A 20,134-nucleotide genomic window follows, 5' to 3' on the forward strand; every position below is an offset into this window, starting at 1 on the left:
ATAACAAATGCAAAGCATTATTCTTGGCGTAGCGATGTTTACCATTATTGTATTGGCTCTAGTACTAGTGATTCTTTTCGCTAAGTCTAAGCTAGTACCATCAGGTGACATCACTATTGCTGTAAACGGCGACCCTGAAAAGGCGATCGTTACTCAACCTGGTAGCAAGCTACTTGGTGCCCTAGCTGGCGCTGGTATCTTCGTATCGTCTGCTTGTGGTGGCGGTGGCTCTTGTGGTCAGTGTCGTGTAAAAGTTAAGTCTGGTGGTGGCGACATCCTACCAACTGAACTTGATCACATCACCAAAGGCGAAGCTCGCGAAGGCGAACGTCTTGCATGTCAAGTTGCTATGAAAACTGACATGGAGATTGAGCTAGACGAAGACATCTTTGGTGTTAAGAAGTGGGAATGTACAGTTATCTCTAATGATAACGAAGCTACTTTCATCAAAGAGCTAGCACTTGCTATCCCTGAAGGTGAAGAAGTTCCATTCCGCGCGGGTGGTTATATTCAGATTGAAGCTGAACCACATCACGTGAAATACGCAGATTACGATATTCCTGACGAATACCGTGGTGACTGGGATAAGTTCAACTTGTTCCGTTACGAGTCTATTGTTAAAGAGCATTCGATTCGTGCTTACTCTATGGCTTCATACCCAGAAGAGAAAGGCATCATCAAGCTTAACGTGCGTATCGCAACTCCGCCGCCAAACAACCCTGACGTAGCTCCTGGTGTGATGTCTTCATACATCTGGTCTCTTAAAGAAGGCGACAAATGTACTATTTCTGGTCCATTTGGTGAGTTCTTTGCTAAAGACACAGACAATGAAATGGTATTCATCGGTGGTGGTGCAGGTATGGCGCCAATGCGTTCACATATCTTCGACCAACTTAAGCGTCTTAACTCTACTCGTAAGATGTCTTACTGGTACGGTGCACGTTCTAAGCGTGAGATGTTCTACATTGAAGATTTCGATGGCCTAGCGGCTGCAAACGAGAACTTCGTGTGGCACTGTGCACTGTCTGATCCTCAACCAGAGGACAACTGGGATGGTTACACAGGTTTCATCCACAACGTATTGTACGAAAACTACCTGAAGGATCATGAAGCTCCTGAAGACTGTGAGTACTACATGTGTGGTCCACCAATGATGAACGCGGCTGTTATCGGCATGCTGAAAGATCTTGGTGTAGAAGATGAAAACATTCTACTAGATGACTTCGGTGGTTAATCCATTTAAGTGATTGATATTATGGCTGACTCTTACGAGTCAGCCATTTGTTTTTCTAAGACTACTCGTGACAACAAACTGGCTTATATAAGAAAGAGTAAGGCATTCAAAATACCTATTTTTTACTCTTATTTTTCCTTATATAAATCCTTAACCTTAAACAGGAGTAAGCAAGTGAGAATTTGGCTTGTTGCATTAACTTCTTTGATTTTTCTTGCGGGCTGTGATCAGGCAAGAGAGCAAGTGCATTTAAGTGGCCCTACAATGGGTACCAGTTACAATATCAAGTACATCAATGGTGATGAATTTCCTGAGTCTAACGAAGTTCATACCGAGATCGACCGTCTGCTTGAAGAAGTGAATGATCAAATGTCGACCTACCGTGAAGACTCAGAACTGAGCCGTTTTAACCAGCATAAAGGTGCCGATGCATTCGAAGTATCTGAACAAACAGCTACTGTTGTGAAAGAAGCGATTCGTTTGAACGGTCTTACTGAAGGTGCATTGGATGTTACGGTTGGACCATTAGTTAACCTTTGGGGTTTTGGTCCTGAAGCGCGTCCTGAAGTGGTTCCATCAGATGAAGAGCTTGCGGCTCGCAAGGCTAAGGTTGGTATTCATCACTTGAGCGTTGAAGGTAATAAGTTAAGCAAAGACTTGCCTAACTTGTATGTTGACCTTTCAACTATCGCAAAAGGTTGGGGTGTGGATGTCGTTGCTGATTACCTTGATTCAATTGGTATTCATAATTACATGGTTGAAGTAGGTGGTGAAATCCGCTTGAAGGGTTTAAACCGTGAAAGTGTGGGTTGGCGTATCGCCATAGAGAAGCCAACTGTCGACGAGCGTAACATTCAAGAGATCATCGAGCCGGGTGATATGGCGATCGCAACATCTGGTGACTACCGTAACTATTTTGAGCGCGATGGTGTTCGTTACTCACACATCATTAACCCTGAAACAGGCAAGCCGCTTCATCATAAAGTGGTTTCTGTAACCGTTTTAAACCCGTCTTCAATGACTGCAGATGGCTTATCTACAGGCCTTATGGTCTTAGGTGAAGAAAAAGGACTGGAAGTCGCGAACCAACATAACATCCCTGTGTTCATGGTGGTAAAAACAGCAGATGGCTTTAAAGAAATTGCTTCTGAAGCATTTAAGCCATACTTAGGTAAATAAGGTAAGCGAGATAATTATGAATACATTTCTGATTACATTTGGTGTTTTTCTTGCAGTAATCGCAGCGATGTCTATTGGCTATATTATCCAAAAGAAAGTTGTGAAGGGTAGCTGTGGTGGCTTAGGCGCTGTTGGTATTGATAAAGTATGTAACTGCCCTGAACCTTGTGATGCGCGCAAAAAGCGTGAAGCACGTGAAGCATACCGCGAAGAGAAACTGGCTGAGCGTCAGCAAAAAGAAGCTTCTTGGAATAAAGATCGTATTGCTTAATTGCGATTAGCAGCAATAACGATTAGCAGCGAAACCTGCTCCCCAAAAAACAAAGAGCCCAAGGTTAACACCTTGGGCTCTTTTCATTTTAAATACTGACTCGGTTCGTGCTCTAGGAAAGCAGGAGTTACTCATTAACGCGTTGAAGGTTATTACGAGCGCATATCAACTGGTTTCGACCTTGCTTTTTCGCGGTATAAAGTAGCTCGTCTGCTGCTTTGATTTGCTCGTCTAAAGAGCCTTCTTGGTCGGTCACGCCAATGCTCATGCTCACTTTAATCACATGTGAATCATGCTGCACTTCATGATTTTCAATTGCGACTCTCATCGACTCCAAGGTCTCTATAAAATCTTCAAATGGTTCACATGACTGAATGCAAAACTCTTCGCCACCGAAGCGAACTGCTAAATCATCTTTAAAGTGCTCTTTGATGATTTTACCAACCTCAATTAATACTGCGTCACCACCATCGTGGCCGTAGGTATCATTCACCTTTTTAAAAAAGTCGATATCCATCATAGCGATACTGCGATGTTCGCAGCCTTTGCATGTTTGATTGAAAAGGTAGCGACGGTTCCAAAGTCCGGTCAGAGCATCCTCGTTTGCATGACGAAACAGTTCGTTGGTTGCTTCTTTCATGTCGAGCAATTGGTGAATACGGCAGAAAAATTCTTCTTGGTTAAATGGCTTATAAAGGAAGTCGTTGGCGCCAGCTTTAAGGAAGCGAGCGGTCATTGTGCGATCATCACTGCCAGATAGGCCGAGAATAGCAAGTTGATTACGATCGTGTTGGACTCGAATATCACGGGTCATCGAAATGCCGTCTTTGTTCGGCATGTCATGGTCGGTAACGACAAAAGTGATATCAGGATCGTTTTGGAGGAGCTCTAGTGCTTGCTCTCCATCTACCGCTTGAATCGTTTGAATATATTGATGCTCAAGAAGTTGGACAACATATCGACGAACCACAGCAGAATCATCAACTACTAAGGCTTTATGGTATCGGTTATTCGATATTCGATTAACCAGAGGAAGTAAGTAACTGACTGACGACATGCTGTCTTTAAGGATGTAATCAAGCACACCTTTTGCGAGTACTTGCTCTCGAAGTGTGTTGTTGAACATACCCGTGAGCACAATGATTTTTTGTTGATAGCCGAGTACCAAATCAATGATCTCACCATCTTGGCCATCGGGTAAGCAGTAATCGAGCACCGCACACAAGAAATCCGTCTCTTGCTCTAAGATAGCTTTGGCTTCTGCTACTGATTCAGCCAGTGAAACATCATAGCCATCATTTTTAAATTGCTGGTACAGGTAGTTTCTGAATGCACGACTGTCTTCTACTACTAGTATTTTCTCACTCAAAAGCTATCCCTACTTATAGACTAAATACTCCTTAACAATACTATCAGAATAGTAGGCGGCTATTGAAGAGAAACCTGTTGAGCTGGACTCCAGATCATTTTAAATCTGAGAATAATTGATTATACTGTTCATAGATACAGTTGTAAGGTTGAGTTATTCCTAAATGTGTAGTGCGGGCGAAGAGAAAGTTAGAAAAATAATCCATGTTGATATGGATTGTTTTTACGCAGCTGTAGAAATGCGAGATAACCCATCTTATAGAAATCGACCGCTCGCAGTCGGGGGACATGAAAAACAGCGCGGGGTTTTGAGTACATGTAATTATGAAGCTCGCAAGTTTGGTATTCATTCTGCAATGCCAACAGGAAAAGCGCTGCAGCTTTGCCCCAACCTGTTGGTTGTCCCTGGGAGAATGTCGGTCTACGTCGAGATATCGAAAAAGATCCGCGAAATTTTTTCTCGATACACATCCATCATTGAACCTCTTTCTTTGGATGAAGCTTTCCTTGATGTCACCGATTCCAAGCAATGTCATGGTTCGGCCACACTGATTGCAGAGGCGATTCGTCACGATATCTGGAATGAACTCAACTTGACCGCTTCGGCTGGCATCGCTCCAATAAAGTTTCTAGCGAAAGTAGCGTCGGATATGAACAAACCTAACGGACAGTTTGTGATTCCTCCACAAGACGTACAAGCTGTGATTGATGAGCTCCCACTCGAAAAGATTCCCGGTGTTGGCAAGGTCAGTATCGAAAAACTGCATCAAGCAGGCTTCTTTACTTGTAAGGACATTAAGGAGTCTGACTATCGCGATCTATTGCTCAGGTTTGGCCGTCAAGGTGCATCACTATGGAAGCGGAGTCATGGAGTTGATGACCGAGAAGTTATCATCGAACGTGAACGAAAATCGGTAGGTGTGGAGCGCACCTTTATTCAAAACATTTCTACCTACGAGGAATGTTGGCAGGTGATCGAAGATAAGCTGTTTCCTGAGCTTGAAACTCGTCTCGAAAAAGCCAGCCCAAGTAAAGCGATCATCAAGCAGGGTATTAAGCTCAAGTTCGCCGACTTTCAACAAACCACTATTGAGCACATCCACGCCTCTCTTGATCGCGAGCACTTCAAAGAACTGTTAAGTGAAATACTGAAAAGACAACAAGGGCGAGAAATACGCCTGCTTGGTTTGAGCGTGATGCTACAACCCAAAGATCAAATGCGTCAGCTGAGTTTCTTTTAGGCTGTCTTGTTTAGAGAGTAATAAGAATAGAGGGTAGGTGAGAATAGAGGATAAGTGGGAATAGAGAGTAATGAGATGCACACAGATAAGCACCGACTAGACTTCATAGCCTAGCCAGTGTTCTATATCGATACGTGAGATACCTTATCTAGGAAGCTGTTTAACTCGTGCTAAGGTATCACTGAATGGTTGCTGCTCTAGCTTGCCGTAACCAACCATTTTGCTGGCTTTAAGCTTGGTTGAAAGCGGGGTTGCAATTCCGCATAGAAAACGCGTAATGGCTTCGTCGGTGATCAATTGTTGGCTCTTAGATACAAATTCATGAATCCATGTCATTACGGTTTCGTCGTCAACGGGTTCAACATCGACGGTTGGTAATATTGCTACCTCACCACGGCATACCGAGCAATGACCACAGTTTGTTGGTGCCTTATCATCGGCAAAGTAGCTCGCTAGGCGTGAGCTTAGACAAGTGTCTGCCTCAAAGAAGCTCAGCATTTGGTTAAGACGGTTTATTTCACTGTTCTCTTTTTCTTTAAACAATTCAGTTAGACGTTCCGATAACTGCATCATGTCTTCAGAGGTGTTGTGGATAGCATACACATCTGTGATCTGCTTACTTTCCAATTCAATCCAACCTTGTTCATTGAAATAATCGATTGCCGCAATCACACGCTGACGATCTGTCTGGAAGTGTGTCCACAGCGCATCGAAATCAACTTGGCACCAGACTCTGGCTTGAGGCGAGCACTGGAAAATCGCTTCGACAAAATGACGACGTTCGCCTTGGAATTGTTCGGTGATCTGCTGTTTCGGGCGAACGAACTTAAATTTGTAGTCAGCGAAGTAGCTGTACTTCGGCTCAATCACGCCTTCAATTTCGAGATACACCAGTAGTGTTTTTAGCGGTAACTGACGAATATTGGATTCACGTGATAGCTGGTTAAGCATGATCTCCCATTGATTCGAGCCAGCAGCGCCAATGTTCTGGTTTTCGTAGATCTCTTTTAATACCGCTTGGATCGATATGTTGTCTGGCGTATCGCCAAATACGAAGTTCTCCAGTGTACTGAGGCCGTACTTGTTGGCGAGAAGAATACATACTGAAGGCTGGCCATCTCGGCCTGCTCGACCGATCTCTTGCGAGTAGTTCTCTATCGATTTTGGTAAATCAAAGTGAATGACTCGGCGAATGTTGGATTTATCGACGCCCATACCAAACGCAATGGTGGCCACGATACAGTTCACGTCATCATTCATGAATTGATGTTGAATTACATCTCGGTTTTCAGGCTTAAGACCTGCATGATAAGCAACAGCATTAACGCCAGCGTTACGAAGTTGCTGAGCCACCATCTCTGCTGTTTGTTGAAGGGTGACATAAACAATAGTCGGAGCAAGAGAAGCTTGATTAACGACGTTGCACAAGGTTTCTAGTTTGCTGGTTTGTTCGCAAGGTTGAATCGACAGATCGAGGTTTTGACGATAGAAACCCGTAACCACAACACGTTCCTCATCGATATCAAACTTAGACTTCATATCTTGGATAACTGATGTGGTCGCGGTTGCTGTCAGCAGCAGTACCTGAGGAATATTGAGCTGTTTTTGGTATTGGGGAAGCTTTAGGTAATCTGGTCTAAAGTTATGTCCCCACTCTGAAATACAGTGCGCTTCATCGACCACCAGTAACGAGATCGGCACTTGGGAGATAAACTGGCGAAAGCGTTCGTTCTTCAAGCGTTCAACGGAGATCATGAGGATCTTGGTGTCTCCGTTACGTACCGACTGCATCACTTGTTGGGTGGTTTGTCTGTCTTGGCTTGATTCGATTGCAGCTGCGCTAATGCCTTTGCTGTGCAAGAAGCTGAGCTGGTCTTTCATTAAAGCTAACAGTGGCGATATCACTAAGGTTAAATGTGGCAATGCTAGCGCTGGCAATTGATAGCAAAGCGACTTACCTGAGCCGGTTGGGAATATGGCCGCCGTCGAATGACCAGATAGAACATTATCAATGACTTGCTTTTGCCCATTACGCAGTGAGTCGAATCCGAATACTTGTTTTAACTTCTGCTCAATCATTTATGTTCTACCTGAATTATTAAGTGTCGTATTGATGATAAAGCGAGCGTCCATTCATGATCGCGTCGCTTGATGAATCAAATGTCTTGCACCTGATTGTACCTAATTCTATTCTGTAGCTCCTATAGAAAAGCACCCCAATAGTATGAATAAGTCAGAGCTTCGCCAAATAATCTTAGAGCAACTCGAATCCCGACTACGTATCGCCCAATCTGCGACTCAGCGTGCGATTGATGCTGCGACCGATGAAGAGACTGTGCCTGAACATAAGTACGATACATTGGCATTAGAAGCTTCATATCTTGCTCATGGCCAAGCCGTAAGAGTGCAAGAGTGTGAAGACGACATTCAGTGTTATCGTAACTTAGTGTTGCGCGACAGTGAGCGAATTACGGTGAGCAGCTACGTTGTGGTCATTGACGAGCATGATCAATATAAACACTTTTTTATGGGGCCGAGAGTCGGCGGACTTTCTGTCACGTGGAATGAGAATGAGATTGCCATCGTGACGGCAAATGCACCTTTTGGTCAGGCTCTAATGGGTAAAGAAGTCGGTGATGAAATTGAGTTTAAGGTCGCAGATAAACAGTTTTGCTATGAAGTAATATCTATCGACTAACTGAGTAACGTATATATAAAACGTTTCTCTGACAAAGAAGCATATACCAAGGGTATAGTAATCTGTCAGATTGATGAGAGGATGTTATGAAAAACAATGTATTTATGAAAAACAAAATATTTATTAAAAACAATGTATTAATCGCATCGTTAACAGCGGTAATCTCTTTTTTGAGCCTGCCAACTTTTGCTGCTCAGTGTCGAGTTGATTTGAAAAATGAATTGCGAATCGATGACCAAAAAGTCGAAATCCATCAAGTGAATGGTGATACTGCCGTTTTCGATGGCAACAACGACTTATATATCCATGGTGAGAAGGTTGAGCTTGATGCAGACCAACAAGCGGCGATTGAAAAATACCGCGAAAGCATGAGTGAGTACTTACCACGAGCGAAACAAATGGCTAACGATAGCCTAGCATTAGCGAATGACGTGATTGATGATATTGCGGCTAGCCTAGATTCACCGGAATCATTTGATAATGTAAAAGAATCAATGAAAACCTACTTTGCTGAACTGGAAGCTCGTTACTACAAAGATGGCGAGTTAGTGTTACCAGCTGAAAGCTTTGATTCGATGGCCAATGGTTGGTCTGAAGATTTCGAGAAGGCGAAAGAAATCTTTAATCAAGAATTTATCTCCAGCGCTTTTAATGCGATGTCAGAAAAAATGAAACAAGATGGTGGCCTAAACCTGACTGAATTGGCTGACAGTATGGCTGAATTAAAGCTGAAAGTTGAAGAGCGAATGAAAGAACACTCTCAACAAGTACAAGAAGAAGCGAACGAGTTCTGTGATTCTCTTGATGAGATGGCGGAACAAGAGCAAGAGCTGCATGAAATCATTCCGAACCTAAAAGACTATCAAGTATTCACGATTTAATCTGAATTGACTGATGAATCACAAGAGCACCGTTTGGTGCTCTTTTTGTATGTATGTGCTTATGGATGTAGGTGTTTATGGATCTATGGGCTCAGCCGAACGAGCATTTAACTCGATATACTTTCTTCGTTTCTTCGTTTCTTCGCTTTCCTAGGTCTACATCTTGACTGGTTGTCATTTGGTAAACGATAACACCAGTAGGTTGTTAACTTTGTGGTTATAAATAGCGCATTGATTGTAAAAATCAGAGAATTGTTCATTTATTGGTTGTGCCTATCATTGCTTTTTATTACTGTACTTCTCAACTAGTTCACTGATTTTTGATGCGGGCAATATGAACCAACAATCTTCCTCTTCAAGAGAGCACTTTAGCTCTCGTTTAGGCTTTATTTTAGCAGCGGCTGGTGCAGCGGTTGGCTTAGGTAATATTTGGGGTTTCCCAACTCAAGTTGCCAGTAACGGTGGTGGCGCTTTTCTCTTAGTCTATTTGATCATGATCTTCGTGGTCGCTTTCCCAATGCTGGTGGTTGAGATGGCTATTGGTCGTCACGGCCAAGCAAATCCTGTCGATAGCATGCGTTCTTTGACTACGAACCCTTTGGGTAAGAAAGTCGGTGAGTTTGTCGGTTGGGTCGGATTGAGTGTGCCAAGCGCCGTGTTGGCATTTTATAGTATTGTTGGTGGTTGGTTGATCTGCTTCCTCATTGGTGCTGTCGCTGATCTGATGGGTCTAGAGGGTGTTGCTGATTGGTTTAAAGGCTTTAGTGTTGAGCGCAACGTATTTGGTACCGTCGCATTTTATGTACTGACTATCTTGATTGTGCAGGGCGGTGTTAAGCAAGGCATCGAGAAATGGTCGACTCGTTTGATGCCTGCACTATTTGTTTTATTTGGCTTATTGTTTGTTTACATCATGACGCAATCTGGCGCGATGGAAGGCCTAAAACACTACTTGGTTCCGGATTTTGAAAAAGTTTGGGATAGAAAATTGATTTTGGCAGCAATGGGACAGGGCTTCTTCTCGCTCACCATTGGTGGTTGCTCGATGTTGGTTTATGGCTCTTACTTGAGTAAGAAAGAGAACCTGCCCAAAATGGCAATGAACGTTACCTTAGTTGATACTGCGGTCGCTTTTATTGCGGGTTTAGTCGTGATGCCTGCAATGTTTGTTGCGATGCAGAAAGGGGTACAAATCTATGCGGAAGATGGCTCACTATTAAGTTCTGATACGCTTGTATTTACAGTTCTGCCGTTGATGTTTGATAGCTTAGGCGTGCTTGGTCAGATCTTCGCGATTGTTTTCTTCTTATTGCTAACGATTGCGGCACTGACTTCATCGATTTCGATGCTTGAAGGCCCTGTAGCACTAGTGAGCGAGCGTTTTGATACTAGACGAACGCCTACGAGCGGGGTAATTGGTGGTGTTATCGCGTTGTTTAGTGTGGTGATTGTTTACAACTTTGCCGCGATGTTTGGCATGGTTGCGATGATAGCGACTCAGTACCTTCAACCGGTCGCAGCACTGATGTTCTGCGTGTTTGGTGGTTGGGTATGGAGTCGAGCTTCTAAGGTGAAAGAGCTTGAGCAAGGTTGCCCTGATTTCCAATTGGGTTGGTTTGGTAAGGTTTGGCCAATGTATGTGAAGTTTGTATGCCCAATCCTAGTCGCAACGGTTATCTGGGCATCCTTCGGCTAACGCTGATCCCTATCTGGACTCTCTGAACCTAAACCTTCAGAAGAACTTGAAACGTTAAGCACAGAGCCACTCATAAAGAGTGGCTCTGTTGTTTTTATATAAAGCTATAGTGGTATGAAATATAAAGCTTAGTGGCACGAACAAGATAGAAAAAAGGCGCTGAACATAATAGTCAGCGCCTTCACGTTTCTAGTTAAGCAATCGTGATTACTTAATTTCCATACCTTGAGCTTGCAAGTCTGCATGGTAAGAAGAACGTACAAACGGACCACAAGCGGCGTGAGTGAAGCCTAGCTCTAGAGCAATCTCTTTCAGTTCATCGAACTCAGAAGGCGGCACGTAGCGTTCTACTGGTAAGTGGTGACGACTTGGTGCTAGGTATTGGCCTAGTGTCAGCATCGTTACGCCATGTTCACGAAGGTCTTTCAGTACTTGAACGATCTCTTCTTTCGTCTCACCAAGGCCCATCATCACCCCTGATTTTGTTGGGATAGTTGGGTGCTGTTCTTTGAATTTCTTCAATAGATCAAGAGACCATTTGTAGTTCGCACCTGGACGCGCTTTGCGGTATAGACGCGGCGCTGTCTCTAGGTTGTGGTTGAAAACATCTGGCGGGTTGTCTTTCATTAGATCAAGCGCAACATCCATACGACCACGGAAGTCTGGTACCAGGGTTTCAATGCGAATGTTTGGATTCTGTTCGCGAATTTCACGGTTACAGTCAGCAAAGTGTTGAGCACCGCCGTCACGCAAGTCATCACGGTCAACTGAAGTGATTACTACGTACTTCAGTTTCATGTCTTTAATCGTCTTAGCCAGTTTCTTCGGCTCTTCTGCTTCAGGAGCAACAGGGCGACCATGGGCAACATCACAGAACGGGCAGCGACGAGTACAGATAGCGCCAAGAATCATAAACGTTGCCGTGCCGTGGTTAAAACACTCGGCTAGGTTAGGGCAAGACGCTTCTTCACAAACTGAGTGCAGGTTGTTCTTGCGCATTGCTGATTTGATTTCTTGAATACGATGGCTGTCTGAAGGAAGTTTAATCTTCATCCATGCAGGCTTACGTAGAACTTCTTTCTGTTCAGCAGGCATATTCTTTACGGGAATTAATGCCATTTTGTCAGCGTCACGATATTTAACGCCTTTTTCCATTTGGATTGGTTTGCTCATGATTTTATGCTTCTGCTGTAATGTTACTGGTGGCTTGAATGTCTACTTGGTCATAGCCGAGTAGCTCTACGAGCTCTTGTATTAACTGTTGCTCAACGTTTTCTAGTTCACTTGGCCCGCCTAGCTGGCTTACTTGTGCCATTTCCATACCTTGATAACCACATGGGTTAATACGTAGGAATGGAGACAGGTCCATATCGACGTTGAGTGCTAACCCGTGGAACGAGCAGCCACGTCGAATACGTAATCCGAGTGAACAGATTTTCTTGCCATCGACATAAACACCAGGAGCGTCAGGTCGGGCAGTTGAATTTATATTGTAAGCTTTCAGAGTGTTGATTACGAGGTTCTCGATATGAGTCACCAAATCACGTACTCCGAATTTTTTGCGACGGATGTTAATCAAAAAGTAAGCGACTAACTGACCTGGGCCATGATAAGTCACTTGGCCACCGCGATCGCTTTGAATTACAGGGATGTCCCCAGCATTTAATACATGCTCGGCTTTGCCTGCTTGTCCTTGAGTGAAGACAGGGTTGTGTTCAACCAACCAAACTTGGTCTACGTCTTCTTCTGTGCGTTCGTCTGTGAACTTATGCATGGCTTTCCATACAGGTTCGTAATCCTGACGGCCTAATTTTTTTACGATTAGCTTATTTTGCAAAGCTGCACTCCCTCAAGGATTAATAAAGTGAACGCATTATAAACGCGAAACAGGTTTCTAACTACAGACGGACTGCAAGGTTTTTCAACTTTCTTTGTATTTATTGAAAATTAAGTTGAATGAATTTGACCTAGATAGGGTGCTTCAAACAAAAACAGCGGCAATAAGCCGCTGTTTTTCATGTGTAATCGGAGATTACAGAACCATACGAACGATTTCGATCTCGCCCAGTTCTTTATATAGCGTTTCTACTTGCTCAATTGAAGTCGCCGTAATATTGATAGAAACAGAGTGGTAGTTACCTTTCGCACTCGGTTTTAGCGTTGGGCTGTAGTCACCAGGAGCATGACGCTGGATCACTTCTAGCACTAGCTCAGTAAGTTCTGGCTTAGCATAGCCCATTACTTTGTAAGTGAATGAACAAGGGAACTCTAAGAGATCTTTTAGTTTTGCATCAGAATTGATGTTCATGAATAGCTCCAAAAGGCTAGACTCTCGCAAATTGGCGAAATGTCGATAAAAAGCGTGTTCGGTCAACAGACACGAGTAATAGGGCGGAATATTACGTGTAAATATCGCTGAACTCAAGATCAACAAAAGCCGCACATGGCGGCTTTTAGTTCGTCAATGAGTAAATAATGAACTTACTCATTGAGTTAGCTTTGCACTGAGCTTGTGTATTGCTTAGAGCAAAGCTTTGACTGGTTTAGAATAAACCCTTAAACAGCAATACTAGGTAGTCCCATAGACGACTAAATAAGCTGCCTTGGTCTACATCTTCTAGTGCAAGTAGTGGATATTCAGCAACGTCTTCACCATCAACTTGGTAGAATAGTTTACCGACAACATCGCCTTTGCTAATTGGTGCTTCCAGTTCCTTTTCAAGAACAAAGCTAGCCTTAAGGTTCTTCGCTTGGCCACGAGGTAGGGTAACGAAAGTATCTTCGTCGACACCTAGAGCAACCGTGTCCTTGCTACCCATCCAGATTTTTTCTTCAACGAATGTCTCACCAGCAGTATGTGGTGCCACTGTTTCGAAGAAACGGAAGCCGTAGCTAAGCAGCTTTTTGCTTTCTGTTTTACGAGCGTTAGCATTTTTAGTTCCCATCACAACAGCAACTAGGCGCATTTTGCCTTCGGTTGCTGAGCTGACTAGGCTATAACCTGCCTTGCTTGTATGGCCCGTTTTGATGCCATCAACGTTCATGCTCTTATCCCATAACAGACCGTTACGGTTGTACTGGGTGATGCCGTTGTAAGTGAATTTTTTCTCTGAGTAGATACGGTACTCATCAGGAACATCGCGAATCAGCGCCTGACCAAGTAGCGCCATATCATAAGGTGTTGAGTATAGATTCGGGTTGTCTAGACCGTGCACGTTAGCAAAGTGCGTGTCTTTCATGCCGATAGAGCTTGCCCATGCGTTCATTAGGTCAACGAATGCATCTTCAGAACCAGCAATATGCTCAGCCATTGCAACAGTCGCATCGTTGCCTGATTGAATGATGATGCCACGGTTCAGTTCTTCCACTTTAACCGTTGTGCCCACTTCAATGAACATTTTCGATGAATCTGGGAAGTTTTTAGCCCAAGCATTTTCACTGATTACAACATCGTCGTTTAGATTGATGTTGCCACGTTCTAGCTCTTGGCCGATCACGTAGCTTGTCATCATCTTGGTTAAACTTGCTGGAGAAAGTTGAGTGTTCATCTCTTTCTCTGCTAGTACTTTGCCTGAATGGTAATCCATCAGAACAAAACCTTTAGCGGCGATTTGCGGTGCATCAGGGACTACAATTGGAGCGGCGAATGACGATGTAGCTATCGTTGCAGAAAGAGCAACAGAAGTAGCAAAAATCGATTTAACAAGTTTATTAGATTTAATCATTTTGAATGCAATTATTTGGTGAACTATTCATATATTAACAGAATCACTCTGTCACACCAGAGCGCTGATTACCAGAAGTAACTGTTAGATTAATTAGCGGGTTAGTGTGTGTTTTTTTATATAAGCTGACGGGTAACCCATTAGCTTAACTTGTTCTAATTTCTCTTGAGTCAGAGCATAGTCATGAAATGGCCCAAGCATCAGACGGTAGTTATCGTCATTTGGCTGCAAGAACGTTGCTACAGCTAGCTTTTCGCCTAGATCTTTAGCTAACTTCTCGGTCCTATCTTCATGTGGAGAGGTGGCGACCTGAATAATAAATTGCGGCAAAGCGGCCTTTTTATTCGCGTCGGTTGGCATCGCCACGGTGATGACTTCTATCTCAACATTTGCGGTGCCGGTTCTCAAGACATCGAGCTTGTAAGCTGCCGCATAACTAAGGTCAATGATTCGGCCTTCGTGGAATGGGCCTCGGTCATTGATACGAACAATCGTCGTTTTATTGTTATCGGTATTCGTCACTTTTACATAGCTCGGAATCGGCAATGTTTTGTGTGCTGCAGACATGGAATACATGTCGTAGATCTCGCCATTTGAGGTTAAATGGCCATGAAATTTCTTACCGTACCAAGATGCTTTTCCTTTCTCGGTAAACCCTTCGGTTCTTTTTATGATCTTGTAGTCTTCACCACGCAGTGTGTAGTTAGTGTTTCCGCCCAAACTATAAGGTTCATATTGAGGGTGAGCATCTTCTAGATGCTCTACCGAGATAGGTGCATCCGGTGCAATATCCGAATCAATATCGTAGCGACCGGTAGGCTTTTGTGAAGAACAGCCGTTGATTAAAATCGCTAAGCCTAGGATAGAGACTATTTTTTTGATTGGCAGCTCATCAACCAAAGATGCTTTTCTTTGAAATATTGTAATAGACATCGATTAGGTCGCCTTTGAGAATGCTTTTCTGTGTGTATGGATCGACATTAAAATACCAAAACCAGCCATAAGGGTAACCATCGAAGTACCGCCATAGCTGACGAGAGGTAGAGGAACACCAACCACGGGTAGAATACCGCTTACCATGCCAATGTTTACAAAGATATAAACGAAGAAGCTCAGTACAATACTGCCACCCATCATTCGACCAAATGCCGTTTGAGCTTGGCTCGCGAGCACTAAACCCCGTCCAATAATGAATAGGTAGATAGCAAGCAAGAACAAAATACCAATCATGCCCCATTCTTCGGCAATTACCGCAAAAATGAAGTCAGTGTGGCGCTCTGGAATGAATTCTAATTGAGATTGAGTACCTTGTAGCCAACCTTTTCCTGATACACCACCAGAACCTATCGCAATCTTACTTTGAATGATGTGGTAGCCCGCACCTAATGGATCTGATTCAGGATCAAAAAGGGTTCTTACTCGTACTTTTTGATATTCACGCATCAAAAAGAACCATAATATTGGGATAAATGCCCCTAACGCTATGGCGGCACTAGCAATGATTTTCCAACTTATACCAGCTAGGAATATCACGAAGATACCGGATGCGGCGATAAGGATGGATGTACCCAAGTCGGGTTGCTTAGCGATTAAAATGGTAGGTACAAACACCATTACTAGCGAGATCGCTAATGTTTGAAAGGTTGGCGGCAGTGATCGTTTACCGATAAATCGAGCCAGCATCAAAGGTACTGCAAGCTTTAATAGTTCAGAGGGTTGGAATCGAACAAAACCGAAATTTAACCAACGTTGGGCACCCTTAGATGCCTCACCAAAGAACAACACGCCCAAGAGTAAGATGACACCGCCTGCAAATAACAGCGGGGCCAAGGTTTCATAGGTACGAGGCGAAAGTTGCGCTAAGAAGATCATGACACCTAAAGACAGCACCATACGCATTGCTTGACGATCCATCATCGCAAGGCTTTGTCCGCTGGCGCTGTACATGATCAATAAGGCAAAGCCCATCAACACCAGAATACCGAGCAGTAATGGAAGATCGATATGGAGCCTTTCAAACAAGGCTCTATTTCGTCCAGTAGAAGGATCAAGTTTCATTATTTTGTTGCCTTACTTTCATCTTCTTCAGCGAGAATAATATGGTCTAATATTTTTCTAACGACAGGGCCGCCATTTGATGAGCCGCCACCTGCGTTTTCTAATACGATAGTCACAACCGCTTCTGGATCTTCAAAAGGAGCATAACCAGTAAAGAGTGCATGATCGCGTAAATGCTCTGCTATTTCGTCCGCGTTGTATTCTTCGTCTTCTTTGAGACCGAATACTTGCGCAGTTCCTGATTTACCAGCGGTTTGGTAAGACATCTTTTGGAATGAACGTCTTGCAGTACCTTTCTTTCCGTGGTTTACCAGTCTCATGCCTTCTTGCGCGATATCCCAGTATTTCTGCTTAACACCAGTGATTGGAGGATAAGTTTCGATCTCTGATACCGTTTGGTCATCGAATGGCTGACCATTATCGATCGTCGCACGTAATAGGTGAGGCGCTGTTACTTCACCTTCGTTGACCAATACAGACGTGGCTTTTGCGATTTGCATCGGTGTTGCTGTCCAATAGCCTTGTCCGATACCAACAGGGATGGTGTCACCTTGGTACCAAGGCACACGGTGTCTTGCCATTTTCCATTCGCGAGTTGGCATGTTGGCTTTGCTTTCTTCGTAAATATCAATGCCTGTATAGTCACCAAAGCCGAATAGCATCATCCATTGAGATAAACGGTCGATACCTAGATCAAAGGAGATTTGGTAGAAGAAGGTATCAACTGATTCTTCAATCGCTTTCTCTATATTAACAACACCGTGTCCCCAACGTAACCAGTCGCGAAACGGCTTGGTTTTAGAGTTAGGTATTTTCCAATAGCCTGGATCATTACGCGTTGTATTCGGTGTAATCACACCTTCTTGTAGAGCAGCAACGGCGATAAACGGCTTGATCGTTGAAGCTGGTGGATAAATACCTAAAGTGGCACGGTTAACCAAAGGTCGATCTTTGTTCTGTAGTAGGGCGTTATAACCTTTAGAGGAGATACCATGCACAAATGCATTAGGGTCGTAGCTTGGGCTAGACACCATCGCTAACACGCCATTGTCTTTCGGGTCGAGAACGACGGCAGAGCCACGGCGTCCATCGAGCAGTTTGTGCACATATAGTTGAAGATTGATATCTAAGTTAAGTACGATATCTTTGCCCGGAACCGAAGGGACAAATTTTAGTGTGCGGATCACTCGTCCTCGGCTGTTCACTTCGACTTCTTGATAGCCAGCGGTACCGTGCAGCATGTCTTCGTAGTAGCGCTCAATGCCAAGTTTACCGATGTCACGTGTTGCTTTGTAATTGGCGTCTTTTTCTTCTCGTACTAAGCGTTGTATATCGCGATCGTTGATGCGCGATACATAGCCAATAACGTGAGTCAGTACATCACCATACGGATAAAAACGTTTTAATGTGCCTGTTACCTCAACACCCGGAAATTTATGCTGGTTTACAGAGAACACCGCAACTTGCTCTTCGGTGAGCTGATTCAGAATTGGTACTGACTTGAAGCGTCGTGAATTGCGGCGATCACGATTAAAACGCTCGATACGTTCAGGTGGAATCTCGATTAACGTTTGTAGACGGACGAGCGTGTCATCCATATCTTTGATTTTTTCGGGTGTAATTTCTAGGTTGAAAACTGGGCGGTTTTCGGCAAGAAGTACACCGTTGCGATCGTAAATCAAACCACGGTTAGGCGCGATGGGAACGACCTTGATACGGTTGTCGTTAGAGCGGGTTTTATAGTCCTGATATTGGTTGACCTGAATGTTGTACAGGTTAACAACCAACATCGACATCATGACTATGATCCCCGCAAACGCAACAAAAGCACGACTAGTAAATAGTCGTGCTTCTGCTTTGTAATCACGGATTTGGCTACGTTTACGTAACATTAACGCTTATTCTCGATGATAAGGGTGGTTAGCAGTGATGCTCCAAGCTCTATACAAGCTTTCAGCCATGATAACGCGTACTAATGGGTGAGGGAGAGTAAGCGCCGATAGAGACCAGCTTTGGTCTGCAGCCGCTTTACATGCAGGCGCTAATCCTTCAGGCCCGCCAATAAGGATAGAAACGTCGCGTCCATCCAACTTCCAACTTTCCAATTGTTCTGCCAGTTGTGGGGTATCCCACTTTTTACCTGGGATATCAAGCGTGATAATGCGGTTGCCTTTTGGCACTGCTGCCAACATTGCTTCGCCTTCTTTTTGAAGAATACGTGCAATATCAGCATTTTTACCACGTTTTCCCGCAGTGATCTCAATGAGTTCTAATGGCATATCATGAGGGAAGCGGCGTTTATATTCTTTAAAGCCTTCTTCAACCCACTTTGGCATTTTTGTACCAACTGCGATTAACTGGATCTTCAACGCTTAGCCCCAAAGTTTTTCTAGTTGGTACAGCTCACGATGTTCTTCTTGCATAACATGAAGCATACTTGTTCCCATATCTAGAACAACCCATTCACCTTCTTGCTGCCCGTCCATGCCTAGTGGTTGCATACCAGCTTTACGCACTTCATCGGCAACGTGTTGTGCGATAGAGGCAACATGGCGCTTAGAGGTGCCAGTACAGACAATCATGTAATCAGTAACACTTGATTTGCCTTCTACATCGATAGTAACAATCGATTCTGCTTTCATGTCGTCGGCTTTGTCTGCAAGAAAATCTTTTAGTTCTTCACGTAACACGGAGTGTTCCTTTAATCTGAATTTAGCTTTTTAGGATCTGTTGACCCTAGAATATACCACGCTTTTATGCGTGAAATGGGATTGAAGCTGAAGGGATACAAAACTCTACGCTTAACTGATGAATTAGTGGCCAAGGCGACTGTTCATATTGAGTTTTTGTCATCAATTCGGCTTGAGTCAGCAACGCAAACAACGAATGTAATTGAGAAATCGAAACTCTTGTTAGCGCAGCGTTATAAAGAGGCTTTTTAGATTGCCAGATACGGTGTTTTTCGAATACTTGGCCGATCGGCATCTGTTTCATTTGTTGCTGCATTTGTAATAGCAAGGCAAGTTCACGTTGTATGCTACGCAGTAAAATGACTGGCTCTACACCTTCAGCTTCCAGTTGTCTTAGAATTCGTTGTGCACGATTACCTTTTCCAGCCAGTAACGCGTCACTCCAATGGAATGGAGTAAAGTGGTTGTGGCGGCTTAGTGATTCTTCTAAGCGTACTAGGGTAAGTTTTCCGTCAGGGTATTGGAGCGCTAGCTTTTCTAGGCTTTGAGTGAGAGCAAATAGGTTACCCTCGTGCCACTGTGCCAGCATTTGAATCGCTTCAGGGTCTGGAGATAAGCCGATTTGACGGCAGCGCGCTTGGACAAACTGAGGCAATCGGCTGACATCTGGCGTTAGGCAACTGATCCAGTGACCCTGAGTAGACAGTGCTTTAAACCATTTAGCACTTTCTTGAGCCTTAGTTAGCTTCGTACCAATCAAGACCAACAGAATATCACTGTGGATATGCTCTGAGATTGCTAGTAGCTCTTTGGCTATCGCAGCATTAACTCCGGACTCTGGCAGTTCAAGTTCGATGATTTGACGGCTAGAGAACAGGCTTAATGCTTGAGTACAGTCATAGACTTGATTCCAGTCCAGACTGTTATCAATAGCAAAGCGGTGACGTTCATCAAAGCCTTGCTGTTTTGCAACCTTTTGAATCGCTTCTCGGCTCTCTTGTAACAGGAGAGGTTCGTTACCGAAAATGAGGTAAACATTACTTAGCTGTTTAGCAAGTTGCTCTGACAAGCGGTCAGCAAAAATACGCATCAA

General features: G+C 43.9%; 19 protein-coding genes. 7 read left to right on the forward strand and 12 right to left on the reverse strand.

Going from position 1 to position 20,134, the window contains the following annotated elements:
- The first annotated feature begins 7 nt into the window (after window positions 1–7).
- The 3 genes from nqrF (at window position 8) to nqrM (ending at window position 2,684) form a co-directional block, all read left to right on the forward strand.
- On the forward strand, window positions 8–1,234 hold the full coding sequence (gene nqrF / locus NX845_RS09105) for an NADH:ubiquinone reductase (Na(+)-transporting) subunit F (protein WP_004735212.1): 1,227 nt from the start codon (window positions 8–10) through the stop codon (window positions 1,232–1,234).
- Between the two features lie 174 nt (window positions 1,235–1,408).
- Entirely contained in the window at window positions 1,409–2,413 is a 1,005-nt protein-coding gene (locus tag NX845_RS09110; RefSeq protein WP_004735213.1) for an FAD:protein FMN transferase, read from the forward strand.
- Between the two features lie 16 nt (window positions 2,414–2,429).
- A complete protein-coding gene (gene nqrM, locus NX845_RS09115; protein WP_004735214.1) occupies window positions 2,430–2,684 on the forward strand; it encodes a (Na+)-NQR maturation NqrM in 255 nt (84 codons plus the stop codon).
- A gap of 127 nt (window positions 2,685–2,811) precedes the next feature.
- Here nqrM and NX845_RS09120 read toward each other — a convergent pair whose 3' ends face one another.
- A complete protein-coding gene (locus NX845_RS09120; protein WP_017079932.1) occupies window positions 2,812–4,053 on the reverse strand; it encodes a diguanylate cyclase in 1,242 nt (413 codons plus the stop codon).
- A 163-nt stretch (window positions 4,054–4,216) separates the two neighbouring features.
- Between NX845_RS09120 and dinB the strand changes: the two genes are divergently transcribed.
- Window positions 4,217–5,293, forward strand: coding sequence for a DNA polymerase IV (gene dinB / locus NX845_RS09125; RefSeq protein ID WP_065682567.1), 1,077 nt, complete (start codon window positions 4,217–4,219; stop codon window positions 5,291–5,293).
- Between the two features lie 144 nt (window positions 5,294–5,437).
- On the opposite strand, the gene NX845_RS09130 is transcribed toward dinB, so the two are convergent.
- Window positions 5,438–7,372, reverse strand: a complete 1,935-nt coding sequence (locus NX845_RS09130; RefSeq protein ID WP_065682568.1) for an ATP-dependent DNA helicase RecQ — start codon at window positions 7,370–7,372, stop codon at window positions 5,438–5,440.
- 145 nt (window positions 7,373–7,517) lie between these two features.
- Here NX845_RS09130 and NX845_RS09135 point away from each other — a divergent pair, with 145 nt between their 5' ends.
- The 3 genes from NX845_RS09135 (at window position 7,518) to NX845_RS09145 (ending at window position 10,568) form a co-directional block, all read left to right on the forward strand.
- On the forward strand, window positions 7,518–7,991 hold the full coding sequence (locus NX845_RS09135; RefSeq protein WP_017080322.1) for a GreA/GreB family elongation factor: 474 nt from the start codon (window positions 7,518–7,520) through the stop codon (window positions 7,989–7,991).
- Between the two features lie 86 nt (window positions 7,992–8,077).
- The gene (locus NX845_RS09140; protein ID WP_083994940.1) at window positions 8,078–8,872 is read left to right on the forward strand and encodes a YggN family protein; all 795 of its coding nucleotides are present in this window, start codon (window positions 8,078–8,080) and stop codon (window positions 8,870–8,872) included.
- A 334-nt stretch (window positions 8,873–9,206) separates the two neighbouring features.
- Window positions 9,207–10,568 (forward strand): sodium-dependent transporter, encoded by a 1,362-nt coding sequence (locus NX845_RS09145; protein ID WP_260256770.1) that lies wholly within the window; start codon window positions 9,207–9,209, stop codon window positions 10,566–10,568.
- 207 nt (window positions 10,569–10,775) lie between these two features.
- Here the strand turns inward: NX845_RS09145 and lipA are convergent, their stop codons facing one another.
- The 10 genes from lipA to holA form a co-directional block, all read right to left on the reverse strand.
- Window positions 10,776–11,741 (reverse strand): lipoyl synthase, encoded by a 966-nt coding sequence (gene lipA, locus NX845_RS09150; protein WP_004735240.1) that lies wholly within the window; start codon window positions 11,739–11,741, stop codon window positions 10,776–10,778.
- A gap of 4 nt (window positions 11,742–11,745) precedes the next feature.
- Window positions 11,746–12,405, reverse strand: coding sequence for a lipoyl(octanoyl) transferase LipB (gene lipB, locus NX845_RS09155; protein ID WP_017079937.1), 660 nt, complete (start codon window positions 12,403–12,405; stop codon window positions 11,746–11,748).
- Between the two features lie 195 nt (window positions 12,406–12,600).
- Window positions 12,601–12,876, reverse strand: a complete 276-nt coding sequence (ybeD, locus tag NX845_RS09160) for a DUF493 family protein YbeD (RefSeq protein WP_017079938.1) — start codon at window positions 12,874–12,876, stop codon at window positions 12,601–12,603.
- A 235-nt stretch (window positions 12,877–13,111) separates the two neighbouring features.
- Window positions 13,112–14,293, reverse strand: coding sequence for a serine hydrolase (locus NX845_RS09165; protein ID WP_017079939.1), 1,182 nt, complete (start codon window positions 14,291–14,293; stop codon window positions 13,112–13,114).
- A gap of 93 nt (window positions 14,294–14,386) precedes the next feature.
- Entirely contained in the window at window positions 14,387–15,226 is an 840-nt protein-coding gene (locus NX845_RS09170; protein ID WP_065682570.1) for a septal ring lytic transglycosylase RlpA family protein, read from the reverse strand.
- Window positions 15,227–15,229: 3 nt separating this feature from the next.
- Window positions 15,230–16,351, reverse strand: a complete 1,122-nt coding sequence (gene rodA / locus NX845_RS09175; RefSeq protein ID WP_004735244.1) for a rod shape-determining protein RodA — start codon at window positions 16,349–16,351, stop codon at window positions 15,230–15,232.
- A complete protein-coding gene (gene mrdA / locus NX845_RS09180) occupies window positions 16,351–18,243 on the reverse strand; it encodes a penicillin-binding protein 2 (protein ID WP_260256771.1) in 1,893 nt (630 codons plus the stop codon). Before mrdA ends, rodA begins: the two co-directional genes overlap by 1 nt.
- Before the next feature lie 6 nt (window positions 18,244–18,249).
- Window positions 18,250–18,720, reverse strand: a complete 471-nt coding sequence (rlmH, locus tag NX845_RS09185; protein WP_108175885.1) for a 23S rRNA (pseudouridine(1915)-N(3))-methyltransferase RlmH — start codon at window positions 18,718–18,720, stop codon at window positions 18,250–18,252.
- A 3-nt stretch (window positions 18,721–18,723) separates the two neighbouring features.
- Entirely contained in the window at window positions 18,724–19,041 is a 318-nt protein-coding gene (gene rsfS / locus NX845_RS09190) for a ribosome silencing factor (RefSeq protein WP_004735247.1), read from the reverse strand.
- Between the two features lie 64 nt (window positions 19,042–19,105).
- Window positions 19,106–20,131, reverse strand: a complete 1,026-nt coding sequence (holA, locus tag NX845_RS09195; RefSeq protein WP_065682572.1) for a DNA polymerase III subunit delta — start codon at window positions 20,129–20,131, stop codon at window positions 19,106–19,108.
- Window positions 20,132–20,134 lie beyond the last annotated feature (3 nt).

This window comes from Vibrio sp. NC2 (assembly GCF_025195005.1).
Classification (GTDB): Bacteria; Pseudomonadota; Gammaproteobacteria; order Enterobacterales; family Vibrionaceae; genus Vibrio; species Vibrio splendidus.

Bases quoted from the DNA above. Each gene is read 5' to 3' on its own strand.
- NX845_RS09135 (WP_017080322.1), top strand. From the start codon at position 7,518: ATGAATAAGTCAGAGCTTCGCCAAATAATCTTAGAGCAACTCGAATCC.
- holA (WP_065682572.1), bottom strand. From the start codon at position 20,131: ATGCGTATTTTTGCTGACCGCTTGTCAGAGCAACTTGCTAAACAGCTA.
- NX845_RS09130 (WP_065682568.1), bottom strand. From the start codon at position 7,372: ATGATTGAGCAGAAGTTAAAACAAGTATTCGGATTCGACTCACTGCGT.
- mrdA (WP_260256771.1), bottom strand. From the start codon at position 18,243: ATGTTACGTAAACGTAGCCAAATCCGTGATTACAAAGCAGAAGCACGA.
- nqrF (WP_004735212.1), top strand. From the start codon at position 8: ATGCAAAGCATTATTCTTGGCGTAGCGATGTTTACCATTATTGTATTG.
- NX845_RS09145 (WP_260256770.1), top strand. From the start codon at position 9,207: ATGAACCAACAATCTTCCTCTTCAAGAGAGCACTTTAGCTCTCGTTTA.
- dinB (WP_065682567.1), top strand. From the start codon at position 4,217: ATGTGTAGTGCGGGCGAAGAGAAAGTTAGAAAAATAATCCATGTTGAT.
- NX845_RS09140 (WP_083994940.1), top strand. From the start codon at position 8,078: ATGAAAAACAATGTATTTATGAAAAACAAAATATTTATTAAAAACAAT.
- lipA (WP_004735240.1), bottom strand. From the start codon at position 11,741: ATGAGCAAACCAATCCAAATGGAAAAAGGCGTTAAATATCGTGACGCT.
- nqrM (WP_004735214.1), top strand. From the start codon at position 2,430: ATGAATACATTTCTGATTACATTTGGTGTTTTTCTTGCAGTAATCGCA.
- NX845_RS09170 (WP_065682570.1), bottom strand. From the start codon at position 15,226: ATGTCTATTACAATATTTCAAAGAAAAGCATCTTTGGTTGATGAGCTG.
- rodA (WP_004735244.1), bottom strand. From the start codon at position 16,351: ATGAAACTTGATCCTTCTACTGGACGAAATAGAGCCTTGTTTGAAAGG.
- ybeD (WP_017079938.1), bottom strand. From the start codon at position 12,876: ATGAACATCAATTCTGATGCAAAACTAAAAGATCTCTTAGAGTTCCCT.
- NX845_RS09165 (WP_017079939.1), bottom strand. From the start codon at position 14,293: ATGATTAAATCTAATAAACTTGTTAAATCGATTTTTGCTACTTCTGTT.